At 62.9% G+C, this 16,537-nt stretch carries 12 protein-coding genes and 1 riboswitch; of the genes, 3 read left to right on the top strand and 9 right to left on the bottom strand.

Annotated features, from left to right (window positions below):
• Positions 1–37: 37 nt before the first annotated feature.
• The 3 genes from gcvP to gcvT are packed head-to-tail and all read right to left on the bottom strand — an operon-like array spanning position 38 to position 4,340.
• Positions 38–2,848, bottom strand: a complete 2,811-nt coding sequence (gene gcvP / locus LB513_RS15630; protein WP_224664390.1) for an aminomethyl-transferring glycine dehydrogenase — start codon at positions 2,846–2,848, stop codon at positions 38–40.
• Between the two features lie 17 nt (positions 2,849–2,865).
• Entirely contained in the window at positions 2,866–3,234 is a 369-nt protein-coding gene (gcvH, locus tag LB513_RS15625) for a glycine cleavage system protein GcvH (RefSeq protein WP_224664389.1), read from the bottom strand.
• Positions 3,235–3,239: 5 nt separating this feature from the next.
• Entirely contained in the window at positions 3,240–4,340 is a 1,101-nt protein-coding gene (gcvT, locus tag LB513_RS15620; RefSeq protein ID WP_224664388.1) for a glycine cleavage system aminomethyltransferase GcvT, read from the bottom strand.
• 149 nt (positions 4,341–4,489) lie between these two features.
• A riboswitch (glycine riboswitch) is annotated at positions 4,490–4,576 on the bottom strand.
• Between the two features lie 240 nt (positions 4,577–4,816).
• Here gcvT and LB513_RS15615 point away from each other — a divergent pair.
• Positions 4,817–5,818, top strand: a complete 1,002-nt coding sequence (locus LB513_RS15615; RefSeq protein WP_224664387.1) for a hypothetical protein — start codon at positions 4,817–4,819, stop codon at positions 5,816–5,818.
• 71 nt (positions 5,819–5,889) lie between these two features.
• Here LB513_RS15615 and LB513_RS15610 read toward each other — a convergent pair whose 3' ends face one another.
• The 6 genes from LB513_RS15610 to LB513_RS15585 all read right to left on the bottom strand — a co-directional run bounded on the left by LB513_RS15610 (position 5,890) and on the right by LB513_RS15585 (position 10,662).
• On the bottom strand, positions 5,890–6,681 hold the full coding sequence (locus LB513_RS15610) for a molybdopterin-binding protein (protein ID WP_224664386.1): 792 nt from the start codon (positions 6,679–6,681) through the stop codon (positions 5,890–5,892).
• A gap of 1 nt (position 6,682) precedes the next feature.
• Positions 6,683–7,567, bottom strand: a complete 885-nt coding sequence (locus LB513_RS15605; protein ID WP_224664385.1) for a cytochrome b/b6 domain-containing protein — start codon at positions 7,565–7,567, stop codon at positions 6,683–6,685.
• A 97-nt stretch (positions 7,568–7,664) separates the two neighbouring features.
• Positions 7,665–8,342 carry a DUF1345 domain-containing protein gene (locus tag LB513_RS15600; protein ID WP_224664384.1) on the bottom strand — a complete coding sequence of 226 codons (678 nt, stop codon included), beginning with the start codon at positions 8,340–8,342 and terminating at the stop codon, positions 7,665–7,667.
• A gap of 25 nt (positions 8,343–8,367) precedes the next feature.
• Positions 8,368–8,835, bottom strand: coding sequence for a YaiI/YqxD family protein (locus tag LB513_RS15595; RefSeq protein ID WP_224664383.1), 468 nt, complete (start codon positions 8,833–8,835; stop codon positions 8,368–8,370).
• Between the two features lie 63 nt (positions 8,836–8,898).
• Complete coding sequence (gene gfa / locus LB513_RS15590) at positions 8,899–9,468, bottom strand: S-(hydroxymethyl)glutathione synthase (RefSeq protein ID WP_224664382.1); 570 nt, start codon at positions 9,466–9,468, stop codon at positions 8,899–8,901.
• A 66-nt stretch (positions 9,469–9,534) separates the two neighbouring features.
• On the bottom strand, positions 9,535–10,662 hold the full coding sequence (locus LB513_RS15585; protein ID WP_224664381.1) for an S-(hydroxymethyl)glutathione dehydrogenase/class III alcohol dehydrogenase: 1,128 nt from the start codon (positions 10,660–10,662) through the stop codon (positions 9,535–9,537).
• 216 nt (positions 10,663–10,878) lie between these two features.
• On the opposite strand from LB513_RS15585, the gene LB513_RS15580 reads away from it, so the two are divergent.
• Both LB513_RS15580 and dnaE read left to right on the top strand, forming a co-directional pair.
• On the top strand, positions 10,879–12,891 hold the full coding sequence (locus LB513_RS15580) for an acetyl/propionyl/methylcrotonyl-CoA carboxylase subunit alpha (protein WP_224664380.1): 2,013 nt from the start codon (positions 10,879–10,881) through the stop codon (positions 12,889–12,891).
• Between the two features lie 106 nt (positions 12,892–12,997).
• Entirely contained in the window at positions 12,998–16,525 is a 3,528-nt protein-coding gene (gene dnaE / locus LB513_RS15575; RefSeq protein ID WP_224664379.1) for a DNA polymerase III subunit alpha, read from the top strand.
• Positions 16,526–16,537 lie beyond the last annotated feature (12 nt).

Raw genomic sequence — 16,537 nt, 5'->3', positions numbered from 1 at the left:
AGGCCGGACCGGTCAAGCCGGCCTCGCGAGCGGGCGGTTATTCCGCCGCGCCCAGATAATCCGACAGTGGCGGGCAGGAGCAGACCAGGTTGCGGTCGCCGGCGACGTTGTCGATACGCGATACCAGGGGCCAGTATTTGGCCGCGCTATCCGCGTCCCCGGACGGATAGGCCGCCTCGAGGCGGGAGTAGGGATGGCTCCAGTCAGGCGCCAGCACCTCCGCGGCGGTGTGCGGCGCGTTGACCAGCGGATTGTCGGCGAGAGGCCATTCTGCGCTTGCCACTTTCCCTGCTTCCTCGGCGATGGCAACCATCGCCTCGCAGAAACGATCGAGTTCCGCCTTCGGTTCGGATTCCGTCGGTTCGACCATCAGCGTTCCGGCAACCGGAAACGACATGGTCGGCGCGTGGAAGCCGTAGTCGATCAACCGCTTGGCGACGTCGTCGACACTGATGCCGGCCCTGTCCTTGAGGACGCGCGTGTCGAGGATGCATTCATGCGCCACGCGTCCCTGGCTGCCCTTGTAGAGGACAGGGAAATGCGTGCCGAGGCGAGTCGCGATGTAGTTGGCCGACAGGATCGCCGTTTCAGTCGCCTGCTTCAATCCGGACGCACCCATCATGCGGATGTACATCCAGGTGATCGGCAGGATCGAGGCGCTACCGAAGGGCGCCGCCGACACGGCATGGGCCGAACCCTCGGTGACGTGTCCCGGCAGATAGGGCTTCAGGTGAGCCTTGACGCCGATCGGGCCGATCCCGGGCCCGCCGCCGCCATGCGGAATGCAGAAGGTCTTGTGCAGGTTCATGTGGCAAACGTCGGCGCCGATGTCGCCGGGGCGTGCGAGGCCGACCAGCGCGTTGAGGTTGGCGCCGTCGAAATAAACCTGGCCGCCATGCTCGTGGATCAGCGCGCAAAGGTCGCGCGCGCCTTCCTCGAACACGCCATGCGTCGACGGATAGGTGAACATCAAGGCCGCGAGGTTGTTTGCGTGTTCGGCCGCCTTTGCCTTCATGTCCTCCATGTCGATGTTGCCGTCATCGGTGCAGCGCACGACGACGACGCTCATGCCGGCCATAGCCGCGCTGGCCGGGTTGGTGCCGTGCGCCGAAGACGGGATCAGGCACACCGTGCGGTGGTGGTCGCCGCGCGAGCGGTGGTAGCCCCGAATGGCGAGCAACCCGGCATATTCGCCCTGGCTGCCGGCGTTCGGCTGCAGGCTGACAGCATCGAAGCCCGTGATTTCCGACAGCCAGCCTTCCAGTTCGCCGATCATGGCGCGGTAGCCGGATGAATGGCTCGCCGGTGCGAAGGGATGCAGGTTGGCGATGCTTGGCCAACTCACGGGCATCATCTCGGCGGCGGCGTTGAGCTTCATGGTGCAGGATCCGAGCGGGATCATGGCTCGGTCGAGCGCCAAATCCTTGTCGGCCAGCCGGCGCAGGAAGCGCATCATCTCGGTTTCGGACTTGTTCTCGTGGAAGACGGGCTGGGTCAGGAATTCCCTGCCGCGCGGCTTGCCGGGCATCGTGCTGTCGGCGGAAGCAACAGGCTTGGCGCCGAACAGGGCCGCGATCGCCTCGAGATCGGCCTCGGTCGCTGTTTCGTCGAAGCTGATGCCGACATGGTCTGCATCGATGACGCGCAACAGCCGGCCGGTTTCCTCGGCGGCGGTCGCGATCTGGGCCGCCTTACCTTTCACTTGCGCTGTGACCGTGTCGAAACGGCTGGAGCCCAGCACGGAAAGGCCTGCTGTCTCGAGGCCGCCTGCCAAGCGGTTGGCGAACGCGTGGATGCGAGCCGCGATTGCCTGCAGCCCGGCGGGGCCGTGCCATATGGCATAGGCGGTCGCCATGTTGGCAAGCAGCGCCTGCGCGGTGCAGATGTTGGAGGTCGCCTTGTCGCGGCGGATATGCTGCTCGCGCGTCTGCAGGGCAAGCCGGTAGCCGGGACGGCCCTTGCTATCGATGGATTGGCCGACAAGGCGGCCCGGCATCAGTCGCGTCAATTTATCGGACACGGCGCAATAGGCGGCGTGCGGTCCGCCAAAGCCCATAGGCACGCCAAAGCGCTGCATCGGGCCGACGGCAATGTCGGCACCAAGCTTCGCTGGCGCCTCGGCCAGCGTCAGGCCCAGCGGGTCGGCGATGAAGACCACAAGCGCGCCGTGGGCGCGGGCCTTTTCGATCGCCGCCTTGCGGTCGCCGTAAACGCCGTGCGTATCGGGCCAGGACACGAGTAGCGCGGCTGTGTTGTCGTCGATCGTCTCGCCGTCGATCTCGATGCCGAGCGGTTCGGTGCGCGTGCGCACCACGTCCAGCGTCTGCGGATGCGGCGTTCCCGCAAGAGCCACCTTGCTGCGTTTGTCGCGGTGGTGCCGCAGCGCGATGCCGACCGCTTCGGCGACAGCGGTCGCTTCGTCGAGCAGCGAGGCCGAGGCCACCGGCAAGCCGGTCAGCTCGGCGACCAGCGTCTGGAAGTTGAACAGCATTTCGAGCCGGCCCTGGCTGATTTCCGCCTGGTAGGGCGTGTAGGCCGTGTACCAGGCGGGGTTCTCGAAGAGATTGCGCTGGATAACGGGTGGCACATGGACGCCATGATAACCGGCGCCGATGAAGCTTTTCTGCACCTTATTACCTGCCATTACCGTCGACAGCTCCCTCAACGCTTCGGCCTCGCCTGCAGGCGCGGGCAGCGCGAGCGGCCTGTCGAGCCGGATCGACTTCGGCACGGATTGGCTGATCAGCGTTTCGACGGATGGCACGCCGATGGCGGCGAGCATCGCCCTCACGTCGTTGTGCCCTGGGCCAATATGGCGGGCCGAGAAGGGGTAGGGTGCTGCGGTCATGTCACTGCGTCCTGTTATCAGCCGATATGGGCTTTGTAGGCGGCCTCATCCATGAGACCTGCAAGTTGGCTTTCATCGGCGAGCTTCATCTTCCACAGCCAGCCGTCCCCCGTAGCCGCCGAGTTGACCAGTGACGGATCCGCCGCCAGCGTGCCATTTGCCTCGGTGATCTCGCCATCGACAGGCGCATAGACGTCGGAAGCCGCCTTGACCGATTCGACGACGACAGCGGTGTCGCCCTTGCTGAGCTTCTTTCCAGCTTCCGGCAGCTCGACGAAGACAAGGTCGCCCAGCTGCTCCTGCGCATAGTCGGTGATGCCGACGGTGGCGATGCCGCCTTCGACGCGAAGCCATTCGTGATCTGCGGTAAAATAGGTCTGTGGCATCAGGCTTATCCTTTGCGGTAACGATGAGGAGTGAAGGGCAGGGAACTGATATCGACGGGGATCTTCGTGCCGCGTACGTCGGCGAAAATCCGCGTCCCCGGCTTGGAGAGCGGCGTCGCGACATACCCCATGGCGACAGGGTGGCCGGCCGACGGGCCGAAGCCGCCGGAGGTAACGTTGCCGACATGATTGCCGTCGGCATCGAAGAGCGCCGCGCCGGCTCGCACCGGCTGACGGCCCTCCGGCTTCAGTCCGACACGCTTCTGCCCTGGTCCTCGCCCCAAGGCGGCGCGCAGCGCATCGGCTCCAACAAAGCTACCTGTGGCGCGGATATCCTTCGAGATTGCCCACATCAGCGCCGCATCCGCCGGATTCGTCTCCGGCGTTATGTCCTGGCCGTGCAGACACAGGCCGGCCTCCAGCCGAAGGCTGTCGCGGGCCGCGAGGCCGATCCAGAGCACTCGTTCGTCCTGGAGCAGCTTGGCGACAAGGGTGCGCGCGTCTGCCTCCGGCAGGCCGATCTCGAAACCGTCCTCGCCGGTGTAGCCGGACCGGCTCATGAACCAGTCCTTCCGAGGTTCGATGCCATGCATGAACAGCAGCGATCCGGTTTCGATTCCCGCGCGATCGAGCGCCGCCCAGGCGTCCGGCCCCTGGACCGCCAGGAAGACACGTTCGAGGGGCTCCACCTCGACATCGAAATCGCCGGCCAGCGCGCGCAGATGCTTTTCGTCGGCAACGGCGTTGCCGGCATTGGCGACGACCATGAAGCTGCTGTCACCGAGCCTGGTAACGATCAGGTCGTCCAGGATGCCGGCTTTCTCATTGAGGAAGAAAGTCAATTTGGACCGAGAGATTTCGAGCGCCCCGGCGTCCAGGGGGCAGGCGCGGTTGAGCAGCTCAACCGCTTGCGGTCCGCTGACCCTGAACAGTTTCATATGAGAGATGTCGAACAGGCCGGCATGGTCGCGGGTGTGAAGATGTTCCTTCATGACACCGGCAGGGTAGGTCAGCGGCATCGACCAGCCGGCAAAGGCGCCGAAGCGCGCGCCGGCGGCCACGTGAATATCTTCAAGGGGGAGGTGTTTGGTGTCGTCGCCCGTCATGTCGTCTCCAGAGTCGCACGCAATCGGCCGCTGATGGCGACCAGTCCGTGCCCCTCTGTCTGAAGCCTGAGAGACTCGCGCAGCCGGAACTCTGTCGGCGGCGCTTACACCTTCGGCGCGGGGGCAAGCCCCGACTTTCCAGAGTGTCTTTCCTGTCTACGGTTCTTTTGCCTGAGAGATTTCGGGCGATTTCCCCTTCGGCGACAGCTCTCGCTGCTCTCTCCCGCAAACAGGTAGGACTCGAAACTTAAGCCCTCGACGCAGCATCCATAGCCCGTCGGCGACACCTTGTCACCTCCCAGCGACATTTAATGCGTTGGCCGAAATCTGCGCGTTGCGATGCATGCCATCTGGCCTGGCCCTCGGGTGGCAAGCCTTCGCTAACCACGCCGTTTGCCGGTTTTTCAAGACAAGGCTGATATGGATCGATGCAATGTGGTGGGCCGGGGTTGCACCGGTGGGGACGGGGGAGACAGATGGGCGAATTGATCATGAGCGCGCCGGTGGCGGGGCTGACCTCAAAAAGCAGGATCACGGCGGAGGACGTGGCGATGCTTCGCTGCGACGTTTTCCGAGATGGCGTGGTGACGCGTGGGGAGGCGGAAGCCCTGTTCGCGCTCGACGCCACGGCCAAGGACAAATGTGCTGAATGGCCGGTGTTCTTCGTCGAAGCGGTCACCGACTTTATCGTCCGGCAGGAGAAGCCGACGGGCTATGTCTCTCGCGACAATGCCGACTGGCTGATCCGCGCGATCTCGCGCGACGGCATGGTGGATAGCCGCACCGAACTTGAATTGCTGATCCATGTGCTGGAGGAAGCAAGATCCTCACCGGAGGCGTTGTGTGCGTATGCGCTGGAGCAGGTTGCTCACGCGGTCATCGATGGCAAGGGGCCGCTTATGTCCGGCGCTGCGCTGGTTCCCGGACTAATCTCCAAGGCGGAGGTCGAGATTCTGCGACGGATCCTTTATGCTCACGGCGGCGACGGCAACATTGCCATCAGCCGGGCCGAGGCAGAAGTGCTTTTCAGGATCAACGACCGAACCGCCCAGGCCGACAACGACCCGTCATGGAACGACCTTTTCGTCAAGGCCATCGCCAATTTCGTGCTCTGCTCGGCCGGCTACGAGGCGCCGACTCGCGAAGTGGCGCTGCGTCGTGACGCCTTCCTCGAACAGGCCGATCCGGCAATCGGCGGTTTTCTGAGCAGGATGATCTCCGGCGGCGCCGCCGGCATCATGGAGGCCTATCGTTCTCCGGAAGATATCGAAGTCGAATGGGAAGCGCGGAACCGGGCCGCCGAGGCGATGGCTCGCCGCGCCGAGGCCGTCGATGCCGCGGAAGCAAACTGGCTTGTCGGGCATATTGCGGCCGGCAGACCTTTGCGCGACAACGAAAAGGCGCTGCTGACGCTGATCAGGCAGGCATCGCCGGAGATCCATTCATCGCTCAGGCCGTTGCTCGACAAGGTTGCTTGAAAGCCCCGCAAGCGCTTTGGCGGCTGATCGGCAAGCGCAAGGCGGTCGATCATCCTCTTGCGAAGAAACCTTCAGATCCCGCCATACCAGTCGTAGCCATTGTCTTCCCAATAGCCACCACGTCCACCGCCGATATCAGCGAAGCCGTCGACCAGCTCGATCTTACGCAGATATTTCGGCATCTTGTAGCCGAGCTGACGTTCGACGCGGACGCGCAGCGGAGCACCGTTCTCGACCGGCAACGGCTTGCCGTTCAGGCCATAGGCAAGGATCGTCTGCGGGTGGCGGGCGTCGATCAGGTCGATCGTGCCGTAGTATTTGATGTCGCCAGACAGACTGCGGTCGATAGTGTCGAGACAATGGAACATGACATAGCGTGCTGTTGGCTTCACAACCGCCTGGTCAAGGACAAGCGACAGCGGCGTGCCTGTCCATTTGGCGATGCAACTCCAGCCTTCGACACAGTCGTGACGGGTGATCTGGGTGCGGCTCGGCATGTTCATCAACTGCTCGCGGCTGAGCGACAGCGGCTTTTCGACAAGGCCAGAGACTTCGAGCCGCCAGTCGGCGAAATTGTTGGCCAGCAGCGCCTTGTAATCATCGTCGTCTGGGGAGGTGACGCCGTTCGGCCGCTGTGGCTGGCGGATGTCGGCCTCAGTAAATTCAGGCGCCAGTGAATCGCGCCCGGCAAGGAAACGTTGCGCCCGGTATGTCAGGCCATTTGCGTTTTCCAGGAAACTTCGCAGGCTGCCGCCGATGCCCAACTGGCTGTCGAAGGCATCGCAGCCCGACAGCAACATGCCGGAGCCGCCAATGCCGGCCGCAGTCAGGAACTTCCGGCGATTGATCTGAAATTTGGTCATGTCAGGCATTCCTCTCGAGCGACTTGGCGGCGTCCTGTGCGGGAGGATCGGTGCGGTACCAGCCGGTGATGATCGAGCGCAGTTCGTTGATCGGGCCGGCGGCGACGATCATCAGTATATGGATGAGAAAGAACGCGACCAGCAGGAGCATAACGATGAAATGGATGGTGCGCGCCGTCTGCCGGCCGCCGAGCAGATCGTTTAGAAAAGGCAGCACGGAATTCATGCTTGGCGACATCGCCAGGCCGGTGATGATCATCAGAGGCAGAAGCAAGAACAGCACGCCGCCATACGCCATTTTCTGCAGCGTGTTGTATTCGCGTGTGTGATGGAATTTCAGCCTGGCGTGGTCAATGACGTCCCGTGGCAACCGTTTGAGATCGTCGAGACGCGGCGCGAGATCACGGCGCAGATGACCGTTGGTCAGGCTGGCGACGAGCCAGACGATCAAGGTCGTGGTCAGTATCCAGGCAAAGAAGAAATGGATGACGCGCGCGGTGCCGAGGTCATAGTAGGAGGGGATGGTCGCCCATGACGGGAAGCCGCGCGCCGTCTCGTTGCCGGCCGGGCCAGACCAGCCGAACACGCCGGTGGTGTCGAAGCGATGCCCGAAAATCTCGGTGTAGCCGCGGGGACCGGCACTCGTGTTTTCGGCCCCGATCTCAAGGATCGTGTTGTCGTAGCCGAAACCCGACTGCTTGCCGATATAGAGCTGCGGACGGGCGTTGAAGATTTGCAGGCCCGTAAGCAGCATGAAGAACAAGGAGATGGCCCACAGCCAGTGCGTCAGCCTGGTCCAGGCAGACTGCCGGTAGATCAGCTTGGCTCCATGGGTGGCCGAAGCCCCCAGCTCGGCGGCGGATTGGCTTCTTGCAACCGATTCCATCTCTGTGTGTCTCCCGGAGTCGGGGCATGGCCCGCGCGCTCATTGTCCTCTTGATACGTCGCGATCCAAACCGATGTTTCATCCGATCACGGATTTATTACGGGCTGCCCAGGCTGACGGCGAGATTGACCGCGGCGGCCACGATGACCGTGTTGAAGAAGAAGGACAGGATCGAATGCACGAGAACGACACAGCGCATATGCGTCGTCGAAATGTTTGTGTCCGCGGTCTGCGCGGTCATGCCGATGACCGCGGAAAAGTAGAGGAAATCCCAGCCTTCGGGCCGCTTGTCACCGGGGAAAAGCAGGCCGCCGATCGGCGTTTTCTTCTTGGTCTTGCTGTCGACCGTGTCGCCGTCCATCCAGTAGACATGGGCATAATGCAGGGCCGCCATGGCATGGATGGTGAACCAGCCCAGCGGAATCGACAACAGGGAAAAACCGAGCCCGATCGGGTCGGCACTTTCCTTCTGGTTGATCAGCAGAAACAGCGAGACGACGGCAACGCTGACGACAACAATGGTGACCGCGAAGATGACCAACACAGGCTGGTCGGTCGCGCGTGCATTCTTGCTGAGGTAGGCGCCGGTGAATTTCGGCATCTGGGCGATGACAAGAATGTCATAGGCGGCGAAGAAGGCGTTGGCACCAATGGGATAGGCCAACGAAGCGTGCAGCAGAACTGCAACCAGGAACGCCGCAACGCCGAAGCAGGCCGAAACCGCAAACAGCATGTGGCGTTGTATGGGTTTCTTGACGGGGGCTTGGGCAGCCATGGTTTGGACCTGGAGGCGCTCGGTTCTAGCCCGGTGTGGCGGATTTGAGGGCCCGCCGCAAGATGCGGTCGAGTTCGCCGAGAAATCGTGACCGGTCCTGCGGCGCGAAGCTGGCGTTGTAGCCCTTGCTTTCGCCGGTTTCGCGCAAATGCTGCTTCAGGTCCCGCATAGCCACCGCCATGCCGATCGTCTCCGGCGTGAAGGGACGCCCGGTCGGCCCGAGCACATGCGCGCCGAGTGCTACCGAGCGAGCGGCGAGCGGAATGTCGGCGGTGATGACGATATCGTTGGATTTGGCGTTCTCGACGATCCAGTCGTCGGCGGCGTCGGCGCCCTTGGAGACCACGACATTGCGTATCATCGGGTCACGCGAAGGCCGCAGGCCGCCATTGGAAACATAGGTGACGACGACGCCGTGGCGTTCGGCGACCTTTTCGACCTCCGCCTTGACCGGGCAGGCATCGGCGTCGACGTAGATTTCAGGGGCGGGCATTGTCTCTCCGAAACGGGCAAGGGCCGGACGCGTGTCCGGCCCTTGGGGCAATTCTGGTGGCCGTCAGGCTGGAAGAACTCCGGACTTCTTCGCGGTCCAGGTGGCGATATAATCCATCAGACCGGGGTTAAGGCAGTCATACGGCTCCAGCCCGGCCGACTTCAACTGGGAGCGAATGCCGTCCATGCGCTTTGGATCCACACCGGATTCAATGATCGACGAGACGAAAGCAGTGAAGCCCGGCGGCGACCAGCCGTCCTCTTCGAAACGTTCGGGATGGATGAAGGAGAGGCCCTTGAACGGATGATCGCGCTCGACCGGCCCATGCATGTGAACGCCGCAGCCGGTGCAGGCGTGGCGCTGGATCAGGGCCGAGGGATCGACCACCTTGAGCTTGTCGCCGTTCTCGGTGACCGTGACATCGCCGGTCCCGGCCACGGCAACGACCGAGAACACGGCGCCTTCCGGCTTCCAGCATTTCGTGCAGCCGCAGGCATGGTTGTGGGCGATCTGGCCCTTGACCTTCACTTTCACCGGATTGCTGGTGCAGGCGCAGACCAGCGTTCCGCCGGCAAAGCCGGCGCTCTCCTTGGGCAGGCCATTGTCGATTTTAGGGTGCAGTTTCTCAGGCATTTCATTCCCTCCCTTGTTGAACCTTCGCAACTTGAGTCGCTGGCCCTTCGGTCGGCGGCTTCCTCCTCAGTAAACGACGACGCTTCGGATCGATTTGCCCTCATGCATGAGGTCGAAGCCCTTGTTGATGTCTTCGAGCTCCAGCGTGTGTGTGATCATCGGGTCGATCTGGATCTTGCCGTCCATGTACCAATCGACGATCTTCGGAACGTCTGTCCGGCCGCGCGCGCCGCCGAAGGCCGTGCCCATCCAGGTGCGGCCGGTGACGAGCTGGAACGGGCGTGTCGAAATCTCCTGGCCGGCACCGGCGACGCCGATGATCACCGACTTGCCCCAGCCGCGATGCGACGATTCCAGCGCCTGGCGCATCACCTTGGTGTTGCCAGTGCAGTCGAATGTGTAGTCGGCGCCCCCGATCTGGTCGGCGCCTCGCTTGGTCATGTTGACGAGGTAAGGCACGATGTCGCCCTCGATCTCCTTCGGATTGACGAAATGCGTCATGCCGAATCGTTCGCCCCATTCCTTCTTGTCGTTGTTCAGGTCGACGCCGATGATCATGTCGGCGCCGGCAAGCTTCAGACCCTGGATGACGTTGAGGCCAATGCCGCCGAGACCGAAGACCACGGCCGTGGCGCCGATCTCGACCTTGGCCGTGTTGATAACCGCGCCGATGCCGGTCGTGACGCCGCAGCCGATGTAGCAGATCTTGTCGAAGGGTGCGTCAGGGTTGACCTTGGCCACCGCGATCTCCGGCAGGACGGTGAAGTTCGAGAAGGTCGAGCAGCCCATATAGTGGAAGATCTTGTCCTTGCCGATCGAGAAGCGCGACGAGCCGTCCGGCATCAAGCCTTGGCCCTGCGTGGCGCGGATGGCGGTGCAGAGATTGGTCTTTCGCGACAGGCAGGACGGGCACTGCCGGCATTCCGGCGTGTAGAGCGGGATGACATGGTCGCCCTTCTTGACCGAGGTGACGCCCTTGCCGACATCGACGACAACGCCGGCGCCTTCATGGCCGAGGATGGCGGGAAACAGGCCTTCAGGATCGGCTCCGGACAGGGTGAACTCGTCCGTGTGGCAGATGCCGGTGGCCTTGATCTCGACAAGCACCTCGCCATCGCGCGGACCATCAAGGTCAACCTCCATGATCTCCAGCGGTTTTCCGGCGGCGACGGCCACGGCAGCGCGTGTTTTCATAGGGCAATTCTCCAGATGCGATTTTTTGCGCACGCTTTCAGGTTTTGCATCCCCGATCAACTGCCAGGTGTGTTGCAGACACAGGACGCCGAGAAATTTCCATCCCACATGGCCGAGTTCCACTCCACATCGATTGAATGACCTGAAGGATCAGGCGCGGCTTGACCGCGCCGGCACACGCCATACAAAGGTGGCCGACCCGAGGATGACAGCCGCATGTTCACCAAGATTCTGATCGCCAATCGAGGCGAGATCGCCTGCCGCGTCATCAAGACGGCGCGCAAGATGGGGATTGCCACGGTCGCGGTCTATTCCGATGCCGATCGCGATGCCGTGCATGTCGAGATGGCCGACGAAGCGGTGCATATCGGTCCTTCGCCCGCCGCCCAAAGCTATCTCGTCCCCGAAAGGATCATCGCTGCCTGCAAGGCGACGGGCGCACAGGCCGTTCATCCCGGCTACGGTTTCCTGTCGGAGCGGGCTGCTTTCTGCGAGGCGCTGGAAGCCGAAGGCATCGTCTTCATTGGCCCGAAGCCGAAGGCCATCAAGGCGATGGGCGACAAGATCGAGTCGAAGAAATTCGCCAATGCCGCCAAGGTGTCCACCGTGCCGGGCTGGCTTGGCGTGATCGAGAATGGCGACCATGCCGAGAAGATTGCCGACGAGATCGGCTATCCCGTGATGATCAAGGCTTCCGCAGGCGGCGGCGGCAAGGGAATGCGCATCGCCTGGAGCCAGTCCGAAGTGCGCGACGGTTTCGACCGGGCGCGATCGGAGGCCAAGAGCTCATTCGGCGACGACCGCCTGTTCATCGAGAAATTCGTCGTCGATCCGCGCCATATCGAGATCCAGGTGCTGGCCGACGCGCATGGCAACGCCCTTTACCTCGGCGAGCGCGAATGCTCGATCCAGCGCCGCAACCAGAAGGTCGCGGAAGAAGCGCCATCGTCGTTTCTCGACGCCGACACCAGGAAGGCCATGGGCGAACAATCGGTGGCGCTGGCCAGGGCCGTCGATTATCAGAGCGCCGGCACGGTCGAGTTCATCGTCGACAAGGACAAAAACTTCTATTTCCTTGAAATGAATACACGATTGCAGGTCGAGCACCCCGTCACCGAGCTCGTGACCGGCATCGATCTCGTCGAACAGATGATCCGCATCGCGGCCGGCGAGACGCTCGACCTGAAGCAAAGTGACGTCAAGTTGAATGGCTGGGCGGTGGAAAGCCGGCTCTATGCCGAGGATCCCTACCGCAGTTTCCTGCCGTCGATCGGCCGGCTGACACGCTACCGGCCCCCCGAGGAAGGCCAATTTGGCGACGTCGTCATCCGCAACGACACCGGCGTCACCGAAGGCTCGGAGATTTCGATGTTCTACGACCCGATGCTCGCCAAGCTCTGCACCTGGGCGCCGACCAGGCTTAAGGCCATCGACGCGATGTCTGAGGCACTCGACAGTTTCGTTGTCGACGGGATCGAGCACAACATTCCATTCCTTGCCGCTTTGATGCAGCATCCGCGCTGGCGGGAGGGGCGGATATCGACCGGGTTCATCGCCGAGGAATATCCCGACGGTTTCATGCCGATCGTGCCGAGCTCCAAGGAAACGGCCGTCTTGGCGTCGATCGCGACGGCCGTGGAGTTGTTGCGGCGTGACCGGCTCGATCGGCTGGGCGGGCGACTGGCGCCGCACTCCGGTGCGGTCAAGCCCGATTGGGTGGTGAAGATCGGCGATGACTATGTGTCGGTGTCCATCGTCGACGGCATGGTTACCATTCCAATAGAAGTCGGACTGTCGATCGGCGGCGGCAAGGCGCTAAGCGTTTCATCCGATTGGCGGCCGGGCGACCTGATCTGGCGGGGGACGGTTGGCGCGCGCAGGGTCGTGGCTCAGGTCAGGCCGGTCGCAAACGGCCTTCGCATAGCATGGAAAGGCATGTCGGTGACCGCACGCACGATGCTGCCGCGCATCGCCGCGCTTGAACGATTGATGCCGGAAAAGATAGCGCCGGACACGTCCAACCTGCTGCTGTGCCCGATGCCTGGCCTCGTCGTGTCGATCGCAGTCGCCGAAGGCCAGGAAGTCAAGGCCGGGGAGACGCTGGCGGTGGTCGAAGCGATGAAAATGGAAAACGTGTTGCGCGCCGAGCGCGACCTGATCGTATCGAAGCTCAATGCCAAGCCGGGCGACAGCCTGGCCGTGGATGCCGTGATCATGGAATTCCTGTAGAGCGGACCGAAGTCTGTGGTCGGCGGCCGTTTGTGCTGGACTGGCATCGCGCGGTCCCGGACAATACATCACCATCGACTCAAGGCCCACCGTAACGCGAGAAACCATGGCGGACGACCGACTTCCACGCGACCCTCTGAAGCGCGAAGCAGCGCTCGCGGCGTCCCGGCCGGAGATGCCGGCGAGGCCGTTTGTCCATCTGCGCGTGCATTCGGCCTACTCGCTGCTCGAGGGCGCGCTGCAAATCGGCAAGATCGTCGGTCATGCCGTGAGGGATGAAGCACCGGCGATCGCCGTCACCGACACCAACAATCTGTTCGGGGCGCTGGAATTCGCACAGAAGGCGGTGAAGGAGGGCATCCAGCCGATCATCGGCTGCCAGATCGCGCTCGCCTTCAGCGGCGAAAACAGTGACGGCCAGCGCGACCGCAGGCGGCAAGGCCCCGAGATGCGGCCGGTCGTCTTGCTTGCCGCGACCGAGGCCGGCTACGCCAATCTGGTCAGGCTGGTCAGCCGCGTCTACCTCGAGACGCCGCCCGGCGAGGCCGTTCACCTCGCCACCGAGATGATGCAAGGCTATTGCGATGGGCTGATCTGCCTCAGCGGTGGCCCGCGCGGCCCAATAGGCTTTGCCTTGAAGGAGGATCGCCGCGATCTCGCCGAGCTACGGTTGCTGACCCTCAAGGCTATGTTCGGCGACCGGCTCTACGTCGAACTCGACCGTGTTTCGGGGTATGACCGGGTGATCGAGAAATCCTCGATCGATCTGGCCTATCTCCACGAACTGCCGCTGGTCGCCACCAACGAAGCATTCTTCTCGGCGCGCGACGACTATGACGCGCATGACGCGCTGATCGCGATCGCCGAAGGCTCGGTGGTCGCGGCCGACAACCGCCGCCGGCTATCGCCGGACAATTTCCTGCGCAGCCAGGCCGATATGGCCAAACTGTTTGCCGACTTGCCAGAGGCGATCGACAACACGGCCGAGATCGCGCTGCGCTGTTCCTATTACCCGAAGACCCGTAATCCGATCCTGCCGCGCTTCACCGGCGGCGATGTTGCGGACAATGACGCCGCCGTGCAGGCGGAAGCGGACGAATTGGCGCGCCAGGCGCATGAAGGGCTCGACGCGCGGTTGGCAGCGCATGGGCCGACAGCCGGCTACACGGTCGAGCAGTACCGGCAGCGCTTGAATTTCGAGCTTGGGATCATCACGAAGATGAAATTCCCCGGCTATTTCCTGATCGTCGCCGACTTCATCAAATGGGCCAAGGCGCAAGGCATCCCGGTCGGGCCTGGCCGCGGCTCAGGTGCGGGGTCGCTGGTCGCCTATTCGACAACCATCACCGACATCGATCCGCTGCGTTTCTCGCTGCTCTTCGAACGCTTCCTCAATCCCGACCGCGTCTCGATGCCCGATTTCGACATCGATTTCTGCCAGGACCGGCGCGAGGAGGTCATCCGGTACGTCCAGCAGAAATATGGCCGCGACCAGGTCGGCCAGATCATCACTTTCGGAACGCTGCAGGCCCGCGCGGTGCTGCGTGACGTCGGCCGCGTGCTGCAGATGCCCTATGGCCAGGTCGACAAGCTCTCCAAGATGGTGCCGCAAAATCCGGCCAACCCTGTCAAGCTCGCCGACGCAATCGCCAACGAACCGCGCTTCGCCGAAGAGGCCGAACGCGAGCCGATCGTCCAGACGCTGCTCGACATGGCGCAGAAGCTGGAGGGGCTTTACCGCCACGCCTCGACGCACGCGGCGGGCATCGTCATCGGCGACCGTCCGTTGTCGGAACTTGTGCCGATGTATCGCGATCCACGTTCCGACATGCCGGTCACCCAGTTCAACATGAAATATGTCGAGCAGGCCGGGCTGGTGAAGTTCGACTTCCTCGGTCTGAAGACGCTGACCGTGCTGGAGACGGCGGTCAAGCTGATCCGCCGCCGCGGCATCAACATCGATCTGGCGACAATCCCGCTCGACGACAAGGAAACCTACGCGATGCTGTCGCGTGGCGAGGTGGTCGGCGTGTTCCAGGTGGAAAGTGCCGGCATGCGCAAGGCGCTGATCGGCATGCGGCCCGACTGCATCGAGGACATCATCGCCTTGGTCGCGCTGTACCGGCCGGGGCCGATGGAGAATATCCCGACCTACAATGCGCGCAAGCATGGCGAGGAGGAGATGGCCTCGATCCATCCCAAGATCGACCATCTGGTGAAGGAGACGCAAGGCGTCATCGTCTACCAGGAACAAGTGATGCAGATCGCGCAGGAACTGTCCGGCTATTCGCTTGGCGAAGCCGATCTGCTGCGCCGCGCCATGGGCAAGAAAATCCGCGCCGAGATGGACAAGCAGCGCGAGCGGTTCGTTTCAGGCGCGGTCGAGCGTGGCGTCGGCAAGCCGCAAGCCGACTTCATTTTCGATCTGTTGGCTAAGTTCGCCGACTATGGTTTCAACAAGTCGCACGCGGCCGCTTATGCGGTGGTTTCGTACCAGACCGCCTATCTCAAGGCGCATTATCCGGTCGAGTTTCTGGCGGCATCGATGACGCTCGACATGGGCAACACCGACAAGCTCGCCGACTTCCGCCAAGACGCGCTGCGTCTGGGTATCCAGGTGCTTGCGCCGTCCGTGATGACCAGTTTTCGGGCTTTCGAGGTCGGCGAGAACCGCATCTATTATTCACTGGCGGCACTGAAGGGTGTCGGCGATGCCGCCGTGGAGCACATCGTGGCGCAGCGTGGCGAGAAGCCTTTCAAGAGTCTCGCGGATTTCTGCGAGCGGGTCGATCCCAAGATCGTCGGCAAACGGGTGTTCGAAAGCCTGATCATGGCTGGAGCGCTCGACTGTTTCGGCCATGACCGCGCGGCGATGATGGCGGGTGTCGAGCGCATGATGGGACTGGCGTCGTTGGCGCAGCAGAATGCAGTCTCCGGACAGCATGACATTTTCGGCGCGTCGCTTGGCGCTCAGTCGCAGGCGCTCAACCTGCCGGCAGCCGAACCGTGGCTGCCTGCCGACCGGTTGCACCGCGAATTCCAGGTGGTCGGCTTCTACCTCTCCGCCCACCCGCTCGACGAGTACAAGGCCGCGCTGCAAAAGATGCGGGTGCAGAATTGGGCAGAATTTTCCGCTGCGGTAAAGCGGGGCGCAACCGCCGGGCGGCTCGCCGGCACCGTCACCACCAAGCAGGAGCGCAAGACGCGCACCGGCAACAAGATGGGCGTCGTGGCCTTTTCCGATACATCGGGACAGTATGAAGCCGTGCTGTTTTCCGAAGGGCTGGCGCAGTATCGCGACCTGCTCGAGCCCGGGCGGTCCGTGGTGATCACCGTTGCCGCCGAGGACAGGCCGGAAGGCGTCAATCTGCGCATCAATTCGGTCCAGTCGCTCGAGGATGAGGCAAGCCGGATCCAGAAGGCGCTGCGGATTTTCCTGAGAAACGCGGCGCCGATCAACACGCTTGCCAGCCAACTGACGGTCAAGGGCGAGGGCCAGGTGAGTTTCGTCCTGATCAAGGAAGAAGGCGAGGGGGAGATCGAGATCGAATTGCCGAGCCGCTACCGGATTTCTCCGCAGATCGCTTCGGCGATGCGTGCCGTGCCGGGCGTGGTCGAAGTGGAGTTGGTGTGATCGCGGCGTCCC

Source organism: Mesorhizobium sp. ES1-1 (genome assembly GCF_020164785.1).
Lineage (GTDB): Bacteria > Pseudomonadota > Alphaproteobacteria > Rhizobiales > Rhizobiaceae > Mesorhizobium.
Note: the sequence above shows the minus strand (reverse complement) of the source record. Positions and strands in the feature narration are given on the sequence as shown.